Raw genomic sequence first — 17,607 nt, forward strand, 5'->3', positions numbered from 1 at the left:
TAAGAATGATTTCGTAAACGTCGTGCGAGGCACGAACGGAACAGGGAGGTGTAACAACCATAGCCCTTAATCCTTCATGATCTTTATGATGGCTTCGCGAATCCGCACCGGGCCGGGGAAATAGGCCCATTCCAGACTGTGCGGATAAGGCGTGTCGAAACCGGTGACGCGCTCGATCGGCGCTTCAAGATGATAGAAGCAACGCTCCTGCACCTGCGCCAGCAATTCCGCGCCAAAGCCGGACGTGCGCGTCGCCTCATGCACGATCAGGCAACGGCCGGTCTTCTTCACCGACGCTTCGATCGTGTCGATGTCCAGCGGCACCAGACTGCGCAGGTCGACAATCTCGGCATCAATGCCCATCGCCGCCACCGTATTTTCGACCACATGGACCATCGTGCCATAGCAGAGGATAGTCAGCGCCTCCCCCGCCCGCGCGATCCGCGCCGTGCCCAGCGGGATGCGATAATAGCCGGCGGGCACCTGCGCATCCGCATGCCCCGCCCAGCTTTTGGCCGGCGTGTCATAATGGCCGTCGAACGGGCCATTATAGATGCGCTTGGGTTCGAAAAAGAGCGTCGGGTCATTATCCTCGATCGCCGCGATCAACAGCCCCTTGGCGTCATAGGGGGTGGACGGGATCACCGTCTTGATTCCCGAACAATGGGTGAAGATGCCTTCGGGCGACTGGCTGTGCGTCTGGCCGCCGAAAATGCCGCCGCCAAAGGGCGAGCGCACCGTCATCGGCGCGATGAACTCGCCCGCCGAACGGTATCGCAGCCGCGCCGCTTCGCTGACCAACTGGTCCAGCGCAGGATAGATATAGTCGGCAAACTGGATTTCCGGCACCGGCCGCAGGCCATAGGTGCCCATGCCCACCGCCACGCCGATAATCCCGCATTCGGTGATCGGCGTGTCGAACACGCGGTTCTTGCCATATTTCTGTTGCAGCCCGGCCGTGGCGCGGAACACGCCGCCGAAAAAGCCGACATCCTCTCCCATCACGACCACATCGGGATCGCGCGCCATCATCACATCCATGGCGCTGTTGATCGCCTGGATCATGTTCATCTGGCTGGTGTCTGCTTGAGCCTCAACAATGCTGTCAGCCATGAAAAACCTCCGTCATGCCAGCGAAGGCTGGCATCTCTCTTTCTTGAGAGGTCGGGCAGAAGAAAAATGAGATCCCAGCTTCCGCTGGGATGACGGCAAGAATGCGGGTCACGCTCACAGCCCGGCCGCCTTCCATTCGTCCAGCATCTGTTGCTGCTGTTCCTTCAGGTGCCGGGGCATCTCCTCGAACACATCTTCGAACAGGCTTTCCATCGGGTGATGCAGGCCATGGCCAAGGATGCCGTTCTTCTCCGCCTCGCGCGCGGCGTCGCGGACCAGTTCGGCCAGTTCCCTGTCCATCGCGGCGTGGCGTTCCTCGTCCCAGATGCCCAGCGCAATGCAATGCGCCTTCAACCGCGCGATCGGGTCGCCCAGCGGCCACAGGCTGCTTTCCTCGGCGGAGCGATAGGCGGTCGGATCATCCGATGTGCTATGCCCTTCGACGCGATAGGTGAAATGCTCGATCAGCGTCGGCCCGCCATTGGCCCGCGCCCGGTCGGCGGCCCAGCGCGTCGCGGCATAGACCGCCAGCACATCATTGCCATCGACCCGCAGGCCCGCAATGCCATAGCCGATCGCGCGCGCGGCAAAGGTCGTGGATTCGGCTCCCGCAAAACCTGAAAAACTGCTGATAGCCCATTGGTTATTCACGATATTCATGATGACGGGCGCGCGATAGACGCTGGCGAAGGTGCAGGCCGAATGGAAATCGCCTTCCGCCGTCGATCCCTCGCCGCACCATGTCGCCGCGATCCGGGTGTCGCCCTTGGCCGCGCTCGCCATCGCCCATCCCACCGCCTGGGGATATTGGGTGGTCAGGTTGCCGGAGATGGAGAAGAATCCGGCCTCCCGCGCCGAATACATGATCGGCAATTGGCGGCCCTTCAGCCGGTCGCCCTTGTTGGAATAAATCTGGTTCATCATGTCGATGATGGGCCAGTCGCGCGCGATCAAAATGCCCTGCTGGCGATAGCTGGGAAAGCACATGTCATCGCGCGACAGGGCCAGCGCCGCACCGATCGACACCGCCTCCTCGCCGGTGGACTTCATGTAGAAGCTGGTTTTGCCCTGCCGCTGCGCCCGGAACATCCGCCCGTCGAACGCACGGGTCAGCGCCATGTATCGCAGCATCGCCAGCAGCATGTCGGCCGGCAGCCGGGGGTTCCATGGGCCGACTGCCTGCCCTTCGTCATCCAGCACCCGCACCAGACCATAGGCCATGTCGCGCATGTCGGCGGGCTGCGCCGCCTCATCCGGGCGTGGCTGCGCGCCAGCGGCGGGAATGTCGAAATGGGTGAAGTCGGCGCTCTCGCCCGGCCGCGCCGGCGGCTCGGGCACATGCAGTTTCAGCGGCGGCAAATTGCGCCCCGCCTGCCCTTCCATGCCCGCGATTCCATCGGGATCGCTCATCCTGCCTCCTATGGTGCATTGCAATAATATTGCTTGACGCAGATATTATATTTCAACGCCCCACAAGGCAAGCCTTGCTGTCCCAAATTCCTTTCTACTGGTGCAACTGCTGTCGCATCAGACCGCGACAGGCGCGGAAATATGGGCCTGTGGCGCATAATCGACCACCTCGAAATCCTCGATCCTGTAATCGAAAATGCTTGAAGGCCGCCGATTGATCCGCAGCTTTGGCGCGCCAGCGGGCACGCGACTCATCTGCGCCTCCACCAGTTCGGCGTGGTTCAGATACAGATGGACGTCGCCGCCCTGCCAGACCACCTCGCCCGGCTCCAGATCGCATTGCTGCGCCAGCATCCGGGTGATCATCGACAGGCCGAAAATGTTGAAGGCAAAGCCCAGCCCCAGGTCGCAGCTGCGCTGGAACAACAGGCCGTTGAGCTTCCCGTTCGCGACCTGAAACTGATAGGTCATGTGGCACGGCGGCAGCGCCATTTGCGGCACTTCCGCCACGTTCCAGCCGGTGAAAAGCAACCGGCGCGATCCCGGAGTCGTGCGAATCGCCTCGACCAGCTCTGCAATCTGGTTGCGGCCCTTTTCCGCCTTGCGATACAGGCCCTCGCCCGCCGGCTCATAAATCGGCCAGTTCACCCATTGCGCGCCATAGACCGGGCCAAGATCGCCCCAGCGCGCCGCGAAATCATCATCGCCCACGATCCGCATTTCGAACGTATCCCGGTCCAGATCCTCGCCAGTCGCGCGGCGATAGGCGTCCAGCGGCCAGTCGGTCCAGATATGGACGCCCTGCTTCACCAGTTCGCGGATATTGGTGTCCCCGGTCAGGAACCAGAGCATCTCCCGCGCCGCGACCTTCCAATAGACGCGCTTGGTGGTCAGCAGCGGCACCGCATCATCCGCCAGCGAAAAGCGCATGCTCGCCCCCAGCACCGATCGCGTGCCGACCCCGGTGCGGTCGATCCGCTCATCGCCATGCCGCCAGATATGCCGCATCAGTTTCAGATACTGGTCTTCATAATGGGGCTGGGTGTCGGTCAAAGCTACAGTCCTGAAATCACGAATCCGGTGGCCCGGCTGTAGCCGAGCGCGCACGGCAGGCCAAATCCTCCAGCCATTATGGTGCGATCTCCGCCCCGGTCCCACCATAATGGATAGAGTTGCGATGGCGCGGATCATGCCGGCCTTCGCACTCTGCCGCCATGATGCAGGGGCACGGACTGACGATCGCCATTCTCGACCATCAGTGGCGGCCGCGCCATGCCCGCCCGATGGATGAAGGCTGGCGCGGCCTGATCGACTGCGCACTGGCGGACGAGGCGCGCTGGCTGGCGCTGATCCAGCGGCGGCGGGCGGACTGCCCCGCCCTGCCCCGGTCCGCCGACATATCGCTGACCCGCGCGCTGGCGCGGCACTTGCGCGCCCTCGACCTGCGGCTGGCCGACCATGTCATCCACGCCGGTCCCGCGCGTTTCAGCTTCCGCACGGCGGGGCTTTTATAGCCTGTGCAAAAAAAGCGTCATTGCCGCTTGCCAGCCCTCAAACCCCTCTCTATAGGCGCACTCCTGCCTTACGGGGCCGCCCAGAAAGCGGCTTCGGCATCGGTCGGGGAATAGCTCAGCCTGGTAGAGCACTGTCTTCGGGAGGCAGGGGCCGGAGGTTCGAATCCTCTTTCCCCGACCAACTTTCTTCATGGGAAGAAGCGAATTATCAGCGGGATGGCACAGCCATCACCGCCGATTTTTTGCGTCTGCGCTCCGTCCAGTCGACACAATTTTTCGACAGATGACATTTGTCGAAAGTATACGGCCGCTTCTTGTGCATCCGTAAAAGATGTTTGACCCCGCCTGTCCGGGTCGCAATGATCCCCGCCATCACACCGGTCCGGCCCCAGCGCCGTCACCCAATCACAATCCGACCCGCGCCATGCGGGCATAGTCAGGCAGGAGACTTACCTTGCACAGACGCGATTTTCTGGCCCTCGGGGCCGCAGGCATGGGCGGCCTTGTCCTCCCCGCCATGTTCGGCAGGGCCATCGCCGCCGAGGAACTGAACAACGCCATCGACGTGGCGGTGAAGAAGAGTCTGGCCGACACCGCGATGAACGCCGCCAAGAGCGCGGGCGCATCCTATTGCGACGTGCGCGTCGGCCGCTACCTTCGCCAGTTCGTCATCACCCGCGAACGCAATGTCGAAAATATCGTCAACACCGAATCGTCGGGCGTCGGCATCCGCGTGATCGCCAATGGCGCATGGGGCTTTGCCGCCACCAATGACATGACCGCCGACGCCGTGGCCAAGGCCGCGCAGCAGGCCGTCGCCATCGCCAAGGCCAATGCCCCGACCCAGAGCGCACCAGTCCAGCTCGCCCCGACGAAGGGCGTGGGCGAAGTCAGCTGGAAGACGCCGATCGTCAAGAACGCCATGGACGTGCCGATCAAGGACAAGGTCGCCCTGTTGATGGACGTCAACGCCGCCGCCATGGATGCGGGCGCGGACTTCATCAATTCCATCCTGTTCCTGGTCAATGAACAGAAATATTTCGCTAGCACCGACGGCAGCTATATCGATCAGGACGTGCACCGCATCTGGGCGCCGACCACCATCACGGCGGTCGACAAGACCAGCGGCAAGTTCCGCGCCCGTGAAGGCCTGTCCGCGCCGATGGGCATGGGCTTTGAATATCTGGACGGCGCGGCCAGCGGCAAGACCGTGCTGCCCAATGGCGTGGTCGTCTATGGCAACAGCTATGACATGAAGGAAGACGCCATCGCCGCCGCCAAGCAGGCGCGCGCGAAGCTGAAGGCGCCTTCGGTCAAGCCGGGCAAGTACGACCTTGTTCTCGACCCGTCGCACACCTGGCTCACCATCCATGAATCGGTGGGCCATCCGCTCGAACTGGACCGCGTGCTTGGCTATGAAGCCAATTATGCCGGCACCAGCTTCGCCACGATGGACAAGCTGGAAAGCCATTTCCAATATGGCAGCCCCAATGTGAACATCGTCGCCGACAAGACGCAGGTCGGCAGCCTAGGCGCGGTCGCCTATGACGATGAGGGCGTGAAGACCAAGAAGTGGGATCTGATCCGCGACGGCAAGCTGGTCGGCTATCAGGCGATCCGCGATCAGGCCCATATCGAAGGCAAGAAGGAATCGGACGGCTGCGCCTATTCCGACAGCTGGTCCAATGTGCAATTCCAGCGCATGGCCAATGTGTCGCTGGAGCCCGGCAAGACCAAGAAGAGCGTCGCGGACATGATCGCGGGTGTCGAAGACGGCATCTACATCATCGGCGACGGCAGCTTCTCGATCGATCAGCAGCGCTATAACGCCCAGTTCGGCGGCCAGCTCTTCTACGAGATCAAGCAGGGCAAGATCACCCAGCAGATCGAGGATGTCGCCTATCAGATCCGCACCCCGGAATTCTGGAACGCCTGCACCGGCGTCTGCGACAGCAGCGATTATCGTCTGGGCGGCTCCTTCTTCGACGGCAAGGGCCAGCCGGCCCAGGTCTCCGCCGTGTCGCACGGGTCATCGACCGCGCGCTTCAACGGCATCAACGTCATCAACACCGCGCGTTCGCTCGGCTGATCGTTCAGGGAGACACTATAATGAGCATCCTCACCGAAGCGCAGTCCAAGGCGATCCTGACGAAGGTCGTCGCGCTCTCCAAGGCGGACGAATGCACCGCACAACTCACCGGCAAGATTCAGGGCAATGTCCGTTTCGCCCGCAACGACGTGTCGACCGCCGGCCTGACCGACGACATCGAACTCGCCGTGCAGGTCGCTTTCGGCAAGAAGGTCGGCACCGCCACCATCAACCAGTTTGACGACGCCTCGCTGGAGCGGGTCGTGCGCCGGGCCGAAACGCTGGCGCAGCTGGCCCCCGACAACCCCGAATTCATGCCCGCCGTCGACAAGCAGGCGTACAAGCCCAGCCCGACCTTTGCGCAGTCCACCGCCGACATCACCCCGGCCTACCGTGCGCAGGTTGCCAAGACATCGATCGACGCCTGCAAGGCGCAAAAGCTGATCGCGGCGGGCTATCTGGAGGATAATCAGAGCTTCAAGGCGATCGCCAACAGCAAGGGCAATTTCGGCTATCAGCGCTCGACCATGCTGGATTACACCTGCACCGTCCGCACCGAAGACGGCCGGGGTTCCGGCTGGGTCGGCACCGACACGCAGGACGCCACCCGCTTCAAGGCGGACAGCGACATCCAGATCGCCATGCGCAAGGCGTCGGCGTCTTCGGAAGCCAAGGCGCTGGAGCCGGGCAAATATACCGTGATCTTGGAACCGATGGCGGCCGCGGGCCTGATCGGCTTCATGTTCTATTTCTTCGGCGCGCGTGAAGCGGATGAAGGCCGCAGCTTCCTGTCGAAAAAGGGCGGCGGCAACAAGCTGGGCGAACAGGTGTTCGGACCGCAGGTCAATTTCTACACCGATCCCTGGGACCCGGTCGCCCCGTGCGAACCGTGGGACGAGGACGGCCTTGCCCGCCAGCGCATGGACATGGTGAAGGACGGCAAGGTCGTGAACCTCAACTATAGCCGTTACTGGGCCAGCAAGCAGGGCAAGCCCGCCGCGGGGCAGATGGGCAATATTCTGATGACGGGCGGCGACAAGTCAACCGCTGATCTCGTCCGCTCCACCGAACGCGGCGTGCTCGTGACCCGCACCTGGTATATCCGCATGGTCGATCCCCAGACCGTGCTGCTGACCGGCCTGACCCGCGACGGCACCTTCTATATCGAGAACGGACAGATCAAATATCCGATCAAGAATTTCCGGTTCAACGAAAGCCCGGTCATCATGCTCAACAATGTCGAGGAACTGGGCAAGCCGGTCCGCGTGCCGCCGGACGAAGTGTCGATGAACATCGTCGTGCCGCCCATGAAGCTGCGCGATTTCACCTTCACCTCGCTGTCGGACGCGGTGTGACGCCGATCCGATCTGCATGACACGCGGCGAATTTCTTCGGTTGATGGCGGGTGGTCTAGCCAGCACGATGCTGGCCCGGCCACTCGCCGCAGCAGGGGGCTACGACTTCTGGTTCACCCGCCTGCGCTACGACAGTGGCGACTGGGATGTGGACCAGCGCACGCCGTCCAACATCATCACCTCGCTGATCGATTACACCACGCTGCGCGTCGATCCGAAGGAGCATGTCATCGCCCTTTCGGACCCGAAGATGCTGACCGCGCCTTTCTGCTACATGGCGGGGCATAAGCTGGTGGAGTTTTCCCCGGCCGAACGGCGCAATTTCGAACGCTATGTCCGCAATGGCGGCTTTGTCATGGTAGACGATTGCAACCATGACATAGACGGCCTGTTCGCCCGCTCCTTCGAAGCGCAGATGGCCAGGATTTTTGGCCCGAAGGCCCTGAAGGAGTTGCCCAAGAGCCACGGCCTCTACCGCAGCTTCTTCAAGTTCGATGGCCCGCCCAACACCGGCCTCGAACTCAATGGCTGGGGCGACGACCTCGTCCACGAATATCTGAAAGGGATAGAGGTGAACGGACGGCTGGGCGTTCTCTACAGCAACAAGGATTATGGCTGCGAATGGGATTATGACTGGCGCAACAAGCGTTTCCTGGCCGAGGACAATACCAAATTCGCGGTCAATATCGTGATGTACGCGCTGTCGGTGTGATGCCGTCCCCCCGCCTCTTTCCCGCCTTTCGTCCAGCAAGGGACATGACATGACCAACCTCACCGAAGCCGAAATCCAGACCCGCCTTGACGCGCTGACCGGGCTGCGCGCCGCGATCGGACAGGCGATCGTCGGGCAGGGCGATGTGGTCGAACAGCTTCTGATCGGCCTGCTCGCGGGCGGCCATTGCCTGCTGGAGGGCGTGCCGGGCCTTGGCAAGACCCTGCTCGTCCGCTCGCTCGGCGAAGCGCTCAAGCTCGATTTCCGCCGCGTCCAGTTCACGCCAGACCTCATGCCCAGCGACATATTGGGCACCGAATTGCTGGAGGAGGATCATGGCACCGGCCATCGCAGCTTCCGTTTTCAGCAGGGGCCGGTCTTCACCAACCTGCTGCTGGCCGACGAACTCAACCGCACCCCGCCCAAGACGCAGGCCGCCCTGCTGGAGGCCATGCAGGAAAAGACGGTCAGCTATGCCGGCGTCACCCATGTCCTGCCCAGGCCCTTCTTCGTGCTGGCGACGCAGAACCCGCTGGAGCAGGCCGGCACCTATCCCCTGCCCGAAGCCCAGCTTGACCGTTTCCTGCTGCATATCCGCGTCGATTATCCGACCGAGGCGGAAGAACGCGCCATTCTGGCCCAGACCACCGGCTCCAGACCCGCCGCCGTCCCCGCCGTGATGCAGGGGGAGGAAGTGCTGGCGCTTCAGGCACTGGTGCGCGACGTGCATTTCAGCGACGATCTGCTCGACTGGGTCACGCGCCTCATCCGCGCCAGCCGCCCCGGCGAAGGCATGGCGGAAGACATCCGCAAATATGTGAAATGGGGCGCAGGTCCGCGCGCCGGCCAGTCACTGATTTTGGCGTCCAAGGCGCGCGCCCTGCTCCATGGCCGCCTCGCCGCCACCCGCGACGACATTGCCGCGCTCGCCGTGCCGGTGATGCGCCATCGCCTGCTCCTGTCCTTCGCCGCCGAAGCCGAAGGACGCAGCGCCGATGATGTGGTCGCCGCCCTCGTCCGCGCCGTTCCGCTCGCCTGACCCGGCCCGCCATGGTCGATCTTCTCCCTCCCGATGTGCGCAGCCGCCTGCGCGGCCTGCGCCTCGTCACGCACCGGGCGGTGGGGTCGCATGGCATCGGCCTGCATCAAAGCCACAGCCGGGGCGCGGGCCTCGAATTCGCCCAATATCGCGCTTATGAACCGGGCGACGAACTGCGCCAGATCGACTGGAAACTCTACGCCCGATCGGACAAATTTTTCGTGCGGGAGGCAGAGCGCGAAAGCCCGGTCGCGGTCTGGATATTGATCGACGCCAGCGCCTCCATGGGCCAGTGCGACGCGACACGCCCGGACTATAGCCGCCTCGACGCCGCCAAGGCGATGGCCGCCGCCATCGGCGAACTGGCGATGCAACAGGGCGACCGTTTCGGCTTCATGGCGCTGGGCGATAATGGCCTGACGCTGCTGCCGCCCGCCACCGGCCTGCGCCAGCGCGACCGGCTGCTGCTCGAATTGCTCACCGTCCGCCCGGCGCGCGGCTTCGCACCCGAAAGCCAATTGGGTCCGGTCTGGGAACGGATCGGCGCGCAGGATCTCGTCCTCCTGCTCTCCGACTGTTTCGATGAAGGCGCGGTGGCGCTGGCCGAGAAACTGTCTTCGGCGGGACGCGAAACGCTGGTGGTCGAAATGCTGACCGTTGCCGAACGGGATTTCCCCTTCGACGGCGGCTATCGCTTCCGCGACCCGGAAACCGGGCAGGAATTGCTGGCTGACGGCGCCGCCCTGCGCGCGGAATTTCTCGCCCGTTTTGCCGAAGCCCGCGCCGCCCTCCATGCCCGGCTGGACGCGATCGGCATCCGCCACGCCGCCCATTATCTCGATGAACCAGTCGACCTGCCCCTGCGCCGTCTGTTCGCGGCCCAGGGCGCGGCGGAATATCAATGAGCATGGGCCTGCTCTTCCCGGCGGCGCTCGCCGCGCTCGCGGCGCTGATCATACCGCTGATCCTGCACATCGCGCGCAAGAGCGAACAGTTGCCGACCGATTTCGCCGCGCTGCGCTGGCTGCGCTCCCGGCCAAAGCCCCGGTCGCGCCTGCGCTTCGACGAATGGCCGTTGCTGCTGCTCCGCCTCGCGCTGCTGGCGCTGGCCGCGCTTTGGCTGGCCCAGCCGGTCCTGTTCGGCGCGGGCGATGAACGGCCCTATGTGGCGGTGGTTCCCGGCGCGCAGGTCGATCAGGCCGCCTTCGCCGACGCCCGCCTCCACTGGCTCGCCCCCGGCTTCCCAAAGATCGACACTGCCCGGCCGACCGGCCCGCTGCCCGTCGCCAGCCTGATCCGCCAGTTGGACGCTGAACTGCCGCCCAAAACCCCGCTCACCATCGTCACCCCGAATATTCTCGACGGCGCGGACGCCGACCGCCTGCGCCTGTCGCGCAAGGTGGCTTGGCGGGTCAGTGGCGAAACCACGGCAGCGCCCGACAAGCCCACGACCCCGCCCATCCTCGCCATCCGTTCCGACGCCGATCATCGCGCCGCCCTGCGCTATATCCGCGCTGCCGCGCTGGCATGGCGGACCGTCGAGCCGGACAGCGCCCCGACCGATGCCCCCCTGCCGGACAAGACCCATATCCTCGTCTGGCTGGCCGGCGGAACCCTGCCCGCCAGCGCCGTCGACTGGGTCAGGCAAGGCGGCACGCTGCTGGCCGCCAGCGACACCCGCCTGTCTGCCGATCAGCCGATGGTCCCGCTCTGGCGCGATGCGGACGGCCAGCCATTGGCTCAGGCGGCAACGCTGGGCAAAGGCCGCCTCATCCGCCTCACCCGCCCGCTGGTCCCCGCCCAGATGCCCATCCTGCTGGACGCCGATTTCCCGACCCAGTTGCGCGCGCTGCTGACGCCGACGCCCAGCCCGGCCCGCGTCGCTGCGACAGACTATGCCCCCCTGACCGGCGGCCGCGCCTATGATCAGCCGCCGCAACAACTGCGCCCCTGGCTCGCCATACTGATCGCGCTGCTGCTGCTGGCCGAACGCTGGCTCGCCACCAGCCGCCGCCGGAACATCGCGCCATGAGCGATGAAGCCCTGTTTATCCAATGGGTTACGCCCGCACGCCGCCGCCACTTCGCCGACACGCTGGCGCTCGCCCTGCCGCCGATCCTCGCCCTGACGATCCTTAGCCTGCTAACGATTTCACTGCTTTTCGCCCTATGCGCCGCAACTGTCTCCCTCCTTGTCTCACTCGTCCTCGCCCGCCAGCGCAGCCTCCGTTTCGACCGCCTCTGGCTGATCCGCACCCTCGATTCCACCCGGCCGGAACTGGAGGATAGCAGCGCACTCATCTTCACGGATGAAGCCCCCGCCTCCCCACTCCAGTCGCTCCAGCGCCACCGCATCGCCGCCCGCCTCGATCAGGGCAATCCGCAAGACCTCGCCCCCCCATGGTCGAAGCGCGCGCTCCTGATCGTCAGCCTTACCTCCCTCGCCCTGATCGCCGCCGCCCTGCTCTGGCCCCGCGCCAGCGACGGTCCGCCCACCCTTGCCCCCAGCAGCGAAGGCCTGCCCGCAAAGCCGGGCATCCCCCGCCTCGTCGCGCAAAATCTGCGCATCATTCCGCCCGCCTATACCGGCCTGCCAGTGCGCGATTCCGCCACCCTCGACGCCCGCGTTCCGCAAGGATCGCGCCTAGAATGGACTCTGCGCTTCGATCCACAGGCCACCGCCCCCAAGCTGCTGATGCTAGGCAATCAGCCCATCACCCTGCGTCAAGACGGCGCCAACTGGATCGCCAGCCGCACGGCCGACGCTGCCTTCCTCTACCGCGTCGATCCCGCCGCCGGGCGCGGGCCGACACCGCCGCTCCACCGCATCGACGCCATCACCGACGCCCCGCCGCAGGTGAAAGCACTGACCGACAGCCTGACCATCGTGAAACCGGGTCAGCGCAACTGGTCCCCCGCCTTCGCCGCCACCGACGATTATGGCGTCGCCGCCAGCGCGCGCCTGCGCATCACGCTGGCGATCGGCGAGGGCGAGAATGTGACCTTCTCCGAACGCGAAATCCCGGTCAGCGGCAACGGCCATGCCCGCGACCGCCGCTTCACCCCGCGCCTCGATTTCTCAACCTTCGGCTTTGCTGCGGGCGGTGACATGGTCGTGCAACTCATCGTCCGCGACAATCGCAGCCCCAATCCGCAGGAAGTGCGCGGCCCCAGCCTGATCCTGCGCTGGCCGTCCCCCAAAGCGCCGGAAAGCAGCGGCCTCACCGGCATGGTCAACACCACCCTGCCCGCCTATTTCCGCAGCCAGCGCCAGATCATCATCGACATCGAAAAGCTGCTGAAGGAAAAGCGCGGCATCGCTCCCGACCGTTATCTTGCCCGCTCCGCCTCCATCGGCGGCGACCAGCAGATTTTGCGCGGCCGCTACAGCCAGTTTCTGGGCGGCGAAAATGAGGGCGCGCCAGACCTGCCCACCGCAGACGGCGAAGCGCATAGCGATGGCGACGGCCACGATCATGGCGGCCCGCCCGTCGCGACGCCCAATGTCTTCGGCGAAAAGGAAGATGTGCTGGCCGAATTTGGCCATCCCCATGATGAAAGCCCGGCCTCCAGCCTCGACCCAGAAACCCGCGCGATTCTGAAACAGGCGGTAGACGAGATGTGGCAGTCCGAACGGGAACTCAAGACCGGCCATCCCGACGCCGCCCTGCCCTATGCCTATAAGGCGCTGCGCTTCATCAAGGAGGTCCAGCAGGCGACCCGCATTTTCCTGTCGCGGGTCGGGCCGGAATTGCCGCCGATCGACGCCAGCCGCCGCATGACCGGCAAGCGCGAGGGGCTGGCCAGCCGTCAGCTGGAAATCACCCCGATCGAGCAGCAGGACGGCCCGGCAGCAGCCGCATGGCGGGCGCTGGGTGACGGGCCGGATGCGATCCGGGGCGCGATAAACCTTGCGCCGCTGGACGGCTGGGTTCGCACCAATGCCGCCCGCCTGCCCGATGCGCTGGCATTGTCGGGCGCAATCGACGCGGTGCGCCAGGCCCCCGGCTGCGCCGCCTGCCGCACCAAATTGCGGGCCTTGCTCTGGGCCGCAATGGAGCGCCCCTCCGGCCGCCTCGTCCGCCGCCGCCCGGCCGATGCCACCGGCGCGCGCTATCTGGACCGGATCGGAGCGGCACAATGACCCCGCACTATATCGTCGCGCTGATCGTGGGCCTCGCCGTGCTGGTCGGTGGCGGCCGTCTGCTGATCTGGCACCGCGCCGCCGGAGCGCTGGCTTCGCCGCTGCGGACGGGCCTGCTCCTGCTGTTGCAGCCGATCGCGGCCGGGCTGCTCTATATGGCGCTTTTTCCGCCTTCCATGGCGGACGGTGCATCCAGCCTGCGCATCGCTACCGCCAATACCTCCCGACTGGCGGCGGCTGACGGATCGCCGTTGATCCTGCTGCCCGAAGCGCCCGCCATCGGCGGCGGCGAGGCCGTGCCCGATCTCGCCACCGCGCTGCGCCGCCATCCCCGCGTCACCAGCCTGACGATATTGGGCGAAGGCCTTGGCCCGCGTGACATGGATGCCGCGCGCGGTCTGGCGGTGTATTTCGATCCGCCGCCGCATCCCGGCATCCTGCATCTTGCGCCGCCGCCGGTCGTCGCGCCGGGCGCGCGCTTTACCGTTGGCGTGACGCTGGCGGGCCTGCCCAATGCGACGGCGGAACTGATTGATCCGGCCGGCCGCGTGACCGATAGCGGCATGCCCGACAAGGGCGGCCATCTTCTCCTCGCCGGCACGGCCCGCGCGGCAGGCGCCACCACCTTCACGCTGCGGGTGCGGCAGGGCAAGCGCATCATCGAACAAGCCGATGTGCCAGTCTGGGTGGCGGACAGCGCCCGCCCCAAGCTGTTGATCCTGGCTGGCGCGCCGGGCGCCGAGGTCAAGACGCTGCGCCGCTGGGCGATCGACGCCGGCTATGACGTCACCACGCAGATGCGCGCGGGCGGCGGTGTGACTCTGGGCGATGCGCCGGTCGCGCTGGATGCCGCCAGCCTGCGCCGCTTCGACGCCGCTATTGTCGATGACCGAAGCTGGGCTGGCGCGCGCGGCGCTTTGCTGGCGGCGGCACGCGGCGGCATGGGGCTGGTGCTGCGGCCCGGCGGACCGATCGACGGCGCGACGCGATCGCAATGGCAGGCGCTTGGATTTGGCCTCAGCGGCCCCGGCGGCGTCGCGCCATTGGCCCTGCCCAAGGTCGATGCCGAACCCGTCGCCCGCACGCGTCAGGGCATCGGCAGCGAAGAGGCGCCGATCGACATCGCCACGGCCGACGATTATCTCCCCGACATCAGCCGACTGAGCCTGACGCCCGGCGGCAATGACGCCGTCCCGCTGCTCCGCGATGCCGGCGGCGCAACGCTGGGCGCATGGCGGACGTTGGGTGCCGGGCGGGTTGCGCTGTTCACCGGCATCGACAGCTATGGCCTGACCCTGACGGGGCGGCGTGACCTTTACGGCGACTGGTGGAGCGCCCTGCTCAACACCGTCGCGCGTCCGGCACCCGGCAACCGCGTCCTGACCGACACGGGCTGGGTCGGCGAACGGATGACGCTGTGCGGTCTGACCGGCGAAGCGCAGGTGGACGGCCGGGTGCGCGTGCTGCCGGTCAACGGCTGTGGCGGCTATTGGCCGACACAGGCTGGATGGCACATGCTGCGCAGCAAGGACGCAGCGAGCGCCTTCCATGTCCAGCCTGCCGGCACCCTGCCGACCATGCGCGCCGCGCGTGATCGACAGGCGATGGCGCTGCTCTCCGCTGGCGAAGGGAAACAGGCGACCGCCGCTCTGCCCGGCCGGTCCGGCACGGCATGGCTCTGGTGGCTGGGTTGGCTGGCGGTCAGCGCGCTGCTCTGGTGGCTGGAGCGCTCCCGCCTCGGCCGCCGCAGCGGGCCAGCCGAAACGTCTCAGTCGGCCATGTAAAAGTCACGCAATGCCCGCGCATCATGCAGGGCGTTGTGCGGCACGCGGCTGTTGGCCGCGGCGCTGAAGCCCGCCGCGTTGATCAGTTCCAGCCGCAGGCCAAAATCCACGCCCGCCATCCGGCCCGGCCCCGTCACCAGCAGCGCGCAGAAATGGGCCAGATCCTCCGGCCAGTCGGCGATGATGACCGGATCGCTGTCCCCCTCCAGATAGGCGGCGACATGGTCGGCCGCGTCGATCCGGTTCAGTTGCAGGTCGATGGCGGGCGGCACATGGCGCAGATAGGGGACGACATGCTTTTCCACCCACGGCTCGATCGCGTCGGGCAGCGGCAGGGAGACATAGAATTCCTCGTCCCCTTCATGCTCGGGAACCAGCGCCACGCTGATCAGCGTGCCGCCAAAGCCATTGAATTCGGTATCGAGGAAATAACGCATGAAGGGGGAAACTGCCTGCCGTGATAGGATGAAACGCGATTGCTGCTGCCTGTAGCATTTGCGCGACGGAAGCCAAGCTGCCATGCGCTCCCGGCGCGACAGGCTGTGCGCTGAATGGAAGGACGTGACATGATCCCCCGCGAATATCTGGATTGCGCGCAAGTGCCGGGCGGCCAGGAACTGAAACTCTATCGGCGCGGCGCCGATCATATGATCGTGCTGGACCGCAACGAATTGATGAGCAGCCGGATGAGCGGGTCGGAAAAGCAGCTCGCGTTGATGACGATCGATCGATTGCGCGGGCGCAAGGCGCCGCATCTGCTGATCGGCGGCTATGGCATGGGCTTCACCCTGCGCGCGGCTTTGGGCGTGCTGGACAAGGCGGCGAAGGTGACGGTGGCCGAACTGGTGCCCAAGATCATCGAATGGGCGCGCGGGCCGATGGTCGACCTGATGGCCGGATGTCTGGACGATCCGCGCGTACATCTGCTGATCGAGGATGTCGTGCCGATTATCGAGGCGGGGCATGGCACCTATGACGCGATCTTGCTGGACGTCGACAATGGACCGGATGGGCTGACGGCGGCGGCCAATGACCGGCTTTATTCAAGGGCGGGCCTGCAAACAGCCAAGGCGGCATTGAAGCCGGGCGGCATATTGGCGGTGTGGTCGGCGGGGTCGGATGACGCTTTCACCCGGCGGCTCAATAATGCGGGCTTTCTGGTCGAGGAAGTCGCGGTCAAGGCGCGCGACAATGGCAAAGGCCCGCGCCATGTGATCTGGTTCGCGACGAAGCGGTAGGGCGCTAGGGGATGGTCGCAAACGGCCGAAGAGGGTATATCCCATGCTCTCCTATGTGAGGGTCGAGGAGACATGTCGTGCAGCAAGCCTCTATATTTCAGAGCAACCGCAGTCAGGCCGTGAGACTGCCCAAGGCCGTCGCCCTGCCCGACGATGTGAAGCGTGTCGACGTAAACGCTCTGGGGCGGACCCGCATCCTCACCCCTGCGGGCGAAGCATGGGATAGCTGGTTTGACGGCGAAGGCGTGACCGCCGATTTCATGACGGACCGTGAGCAGCCGGATCATCAGGAACGCGAAACCTTCTGATGCTCAAATATATGCTCGATACCAATATCTGCATTTTCACCATCAAGAACCGGCCGCAGGCGTTGCGTGCGGCCTTCAAGCGGCGCCATGGGCAGATGTGATCCGTTCCTTCACCTTGATGGAACTGATCTACGGCGCAGAGAAATCCGCCAATCCTGAACGCAATCTCATGGATGTGGAAGGTTTCGCAGCGCGGTTGGATGTGCTCGACTATGGTCGGGACGCCGCTGCCCATAGCGGGCAGGTTCGCGCGGAACTCGCGCGTGCAGGCACGCCGATCGCCGCCTATGACCAGATGATTGCAGGCCATGCCCGCTCATGCGGCATGATCCTCGTCACCAACAATCTGCACGAATTCGACCGCGTGCCCGGCCTGCGCGTCGAGGACTGGGTCCATAACGCCGGGTGATCCGCAGCAGTTATGCTTGAGGGCAAGGTAGCAGGCAGGCGAAAACGACCAGTTGCGGCCGTGCTTTGAAGTGCCAAGTGATCCGCAAAGCAGCCGTTAGGCTGGCTTGGCTTTGAATTTCTGCCAGCGCTTTTCTAATCCGCTGTCGTTGATTTTCGCGGTCGGCCTATCCATCGAAACTAACCATTTGTGGACTGCCTCACGCGCGAACACTTGCCCCTCGGGTGTAAGCGCAGAAAACTTAATGGTCAGCGTGGGCGACCGATCAATAGCTGTGCGGCCCACTACCATTCCCTTGGCGGCAAGGAATTCGGCAAGAACATACTGCGTCTCAGCAGCCTGCCGGTGCCATTCGCCATCGTTTGTGATTTGGTTTCCGTCGCCATCGTAGGTGGCAACTGGGGTGGACAGAATTCCCGGCACGTCAACGATATTGAAGTCGTTCATGGCCCATGATGTGCCGTATCTCGGGCCATGGCGCAATGACCGCTTT

17 protein-coding genes and 1 tRNA gene are annotated in these 17,607 nt (G+C 64.9%); 13 read left to right on the top strand and 5 right to left on the bottom strand.

Annotation, left to right across the window (positions count from 1 at the left end; translation table 11 throughout):
• Positions 1 to 66: 66 nt before the first annotated feature.
• The 3 genes from ACFOKF_RS11460 to thyA all read right to left on the bottom strand — a co-directional run bounded on the left by ACFOKF_RS11460 (position 67) and on the right by thyA (position 3,576).
• The gene (locus tag ACFOKF_RS11460; protein ID WP_380797763.1) at positions 67 to 1,071 is read right to left on the bottom strand and encodes an alpha-ketoacid dehydrogenase subunit beta; all 1,005 of its coding nucleotides are present in this window, start codon (positions 1,069 to 1,071) and stop codon (positions 67 to 69) included.
• A 156-nt stretch (positions 1,072 to 1,227) separates the two neighbouring features.
• Positions 1,228 to 2,523 carry a 3-methyl-2-oxobutanoate dehydrogenase (2-methylpropanoyl-transferring) subunit alpha gene (locus ACFOKF_RS11465; RefSeq protein WP_380795743.1) on the bottom strand — a complete coding sequence of 432 codons (1,296 nt, stop codon included), beginning with the start codon at positions 2,521 to 2,523 and terminating at the stop codon, positions 1,228 to 1,230.
• A gap of 117 nt (positions 2,524 to 2,640) precedes the next feature.
• Positions 2,641 to 3,576, bottom strand: a complete 936-nt coding sequence (thyA, locus tag ACFOKF_RS11470; protein WP_380795744.1) for a thymidylate synthase — start codon at positions 3,574 to 3,576, stop codon at positions 2,641 to 2,643.
• Between the two features lie 161 nt (positions 3,577 to 3,737).
• On the opposite strand from thyA, the gene ACFOKF_RS11475 reads away from it, so the two are divergent.
• The 10 genes from ACFOKF_RS11475 to ACFOKF_RS11520 all read left to right on the top strand — a co-directional run bounded on the left by ACFOKF_RS11475 (position 3,738) and on the right by ACFOKF_RS11520 (position 15,159).
• Complete coding sequence (locus ACFOKF_RS11475) at positions 3,738 to 4,037, top strand: JAB domain-containing protein (RefSeq protein ID WP_380795746.1); 300 nt, start codon at positions 3,738 to 3,740, stop codon at positions 4,035 to 4,037.
• A gap of 104 nt (positions 4,038 to 4,141) precedes the next feature.
• Positions 4,142 to 4,218: transfer RNA gene (locus tag ACFOKF_RS11480), tRNA-Pro, on the top strand.
• Between the two features lie 273 nt (positions 4,219 to 4,491).
• Positions 4,492 to 6,126 (top strand): TldD/PmbA family protein, encoded by a 1,635-nt coding sequence (locus ACFOKF_RS11485; protein WP_380795747.1) that lies wholly within the window; start codon positions 4,492 to 4,494, stop codon positions 6,124 to 6,126.
• A gap of 20 nt (positions 6,127 to 6,146) precedes the next feature.
• A complete protein-coding gene (locus ACFOKF_RS11490; RefSeq protein ID WP_380795748.1) occupies positions 6,147 to 7,481 on the top strand; it encodes a TldD/PmbA family protein in 1,335 nt (444 codons plus the stop codon).
• 16 nt (positions 7,482 to 7,497) lie between these two features.
• Positions 7,498 to 8,193 carry a DUF4159 domain-containing protein gene (locus ACFOKF_RS11495; RefSeq protein WP_380795749.1) on the top strand — a complete coding sequence of 232 codons (696 nt, stop codon included), beginning with the start codon at positions 7,498 to 7,500 and terminating at the stop codon, positions 8,191 to 8,193.
• Positions 8,194 to 8,242: 49 nt separating this feature from the next.
• Positions 8,243 to 9,232, top strand: a complete 990-nt coding sequence (locus ACFOKF_RS11500; protein WP_380795750.1) for an AAA family ATPase — start codon at positions 8,243 to 8,245, stop codon at positions 9,230 to 9,232.
• An 11-nt stretch (positions 9,233 to 9,243) separates the two neighbouring features.
• The gene (locus ACFOKF_RS11505; RefSeq protein WP_380795752.1) at positions 9,244 to 10,137 is read left to right on the top strand and encodes a DUF58 domain-containing protein; all 894 of its coding nucleotides are present in this window, start codon (positions 9,244 to 9,246) and stop codon (positions 10,135 to 10,137) included.
• A complete protein-coding gene (locus tag ACFOKF_RS11510) occupies positions 10,134 to 11,264 on the top strand; it encodes a BatA domain-containing protein (RefSeq protein WP_380795754.1) in 1,131 nt (376 codons plus the stop codon). The genes ACFOKF_RS11505 and ACFOKF_RS11510 overlap by 4 nt, the downstream gene beginning before the upstream one ends.
• Positions 11,261 to 13,375 carry a DUF4175 domain-containing protein gene (locus ACFOKF_RS11515; RefSeq protein ID WP_380795755.1) on the top strand — a complete coding sequence of 705 codons (2,115 nt, stop codon included), beginning with the start codon at positions 11,261 to 11,263 and terminating at the stop codon, positions 13,373 to 13,375. The genes ACFOKF_RS11510 and ACFOKF_RS11515 overlap by 4 nt, the downstream gene beginning before the upstream one ends.
• Positions 13,372 to 15,159, top strand: coding sequence for a carboxypeptidase regulatory-like domain-containing protein (locus ACFOKF_RS11520; protein WP_380795757.1), 1,788 nt, complete (start codon positions 13,372 to 13,374; stop codon positions 15,157 to 15,159). Before ACFOKF_RS11515 ends, ACFOKF_RS11520 begins: the two co-directional genes overlap by 4 nt.
• On the opposite strand, the gene ACFOKF_RS11525 is transcribed toward ACFOKF_RS11520, so the two are convergent.
• Positions 15,144 to 15,596 (bottom strand): hypothetical protein, encoded by a 453-nt coding sequence (locus ACFOKF_RS11525; protein WP_298397838.1) that lies wholly within the window; start codon positions 15,594 to 15,596, stop codon positions 15,144 to 15,146. The genes ACFOKF_RS11520 and ACFOKF_RS11525 overlap by 16 nt on opposite strands.
• 129 nt (positions 15,597 to 15,725) lie before the next feature.
• Between ACFOKF_RS11525 and ACFOKF_RS11530 the strand changes: the two genes are divergently transcribed.
• The 3 genes from ACFOKF_RS11530 (at position 15,726) to vapC (ending at position 17,114) form a co-directional block, all read left to right on the top strand.
• Positions 15,726 to 16,397, top strand: a complete 672-nt coding sequence (locus ACFOKF_RS11530; protein ID WP_380795759.1) for a spermidine synthase — start codon at positions 15,726 to 15,728, stop codon at positions 16,395 to 16,397.
• Positions 16,398 to 16,474: 77 nt separating this feature from the next.
• Entirely contained in the window at positions 16,475 to 16,705 is a 231-nt protein-coding gene (gene vapB, locus ACFOKF_RS11535) for a type II toxin-antitoxin system VapB family antitoxin (protein ID WP_380795761.1), read from the top strand.
• Positions 16,706 to 16,802: 97 nt separating this feature from the next.
• Positions 16,803 to 17,114: a tRNA(fMet)-specific endonuclease VapC gene (gene vapC, locus ACFOKF_RS11540; RefSeq protein ID WP_380795763.1), complete on the top strand. Its 312-nt coding sequence runs from the start codon at positions 16,803 to 16,805 to the stop codon at positions 17,112 to 17,114.
• A 96-nt stretch (positions 17,115 to 17,210) separates the two neighbouring features.
• Here vapC and ACFOKF_RS11545 read toward each other — a convergent pair whose 3' ends face one another.
• On the bottom strand, positions 17,211 to 17,561 hold the full coding sequence (locus ACFOKF_RS11545) for a hypothetical protein (RefSeq protein WP_380795764.1): 351 nt from the start codon (positions 17,559 to 17,561) through the stop codon (positions 17,211 to 17,213).
• Between the last annotated feature and the right edge of the window lie 46 nt (positions 17,562 to 17,607).

The organism is Sphingobium rhizovicinum (genome assembly GCF_042647625.1).
Lineage (GTDB): Bacteria > Pseudomonadota > Alphaproteobacteria > Sphingomonadales > Sphingomonadaceae > Sphingobium > Sphingobium rhizovicinum.

Bases quoted from the DNA above. Each gene is read 5' to 3' on its own strand.
- ACFOKF_RS11460 (WP_380797763.1), bottom strand. From the start codon at position 1,071: ATGAACATGATCCAGGCGATCAACAGCGCCATGGATGTGATGATGGCG.
- ACFOKF_RS11465 (WP_380795743.1), bottom strand. From the start codon at position 2,523: ATGAGCGATCCCGATGGAATCGCGGGCATGGAAGGGCAGGCGGGGCGC.
- ACFOKF_RS11475 (WP_380795746.1), top strand. From the start codon at position 3,738: ATGATGCAGGGGCACGGACTGACGATCGCCATTCTCGACCATCAGTGG.
- ACFOKF_RS11490 (WP_380795748.1), top strand. From the start codon at position 6,147: ATGAGCATCCTCACCGAAGCGCAGTCCAAGGCGATCCTGACGAAGGTC.
- ACFOKF_RS11495 (WP_380795749.1), top strand. From the start codon at position 7,498: ATGACACGCGGCGAATTTCTTCGGTTGATGGCGGGTGGTCTAGCCAGC.
- ACFOKF_RS11500 (WP_380795750.1), top strand. From the start codon at position 8,243: ATGACCAACCTCACCGAAGCCGAAATCCAGACCCGCCTTGACGCGCTG.
- ACFOKF_RS11505 (WP_380795752.1), top strand. From the start codon at position 9,244: ATGGTCGATCTTCTCCCTCCCGATGTGCGCAGCCGCCTGCGCGGCCTG.
- ACFOKF_RS11510 (WP_380795754.1), top strand. From the start codon at position 10,134: ATGAGCATGGGCCTGCTCTTCCCGGCGGCGCTCGCCGCGCTCGCGGCG.
- ACFOKF_RS11515 (WP_380795755.1), top strand. From the start codon at position 11,261: ATGAGCGATGAAGCCCTGTTTATCCAATGGGTTACGCCCGCACGCCGC.
- ACFOKF_RS11520 (WP_380795757.1), top strand. From the start codon at position 13,372: ATGACCCCGCACTATATCGTCGCGCTGATCGTGGGCCTCGCCGTGCTG.
- ACFOKF_RS11525 (WP_298397838.1), bottom strand. From the start codon at position 15,596: ATGCGTTATTTCCTCGATACCGAATTCAATGGCTTTGGCGGCACGCTG.
- ACFOKF_RS11530 (WP_380795759.1), top strand. From the start codon at position 15,726: ATGATCCCCCGCGAATATCTGGATTGCGCGCAAGTGCCGGGCGGCCAG.
- ACFOKF_RS11545 (WP_380795764.1), bottom strand. From the start codon at position 17,561: ATGAACGACTTCAATATCGTTGACGTGCCGGGAATTCTGTCCACCCCA.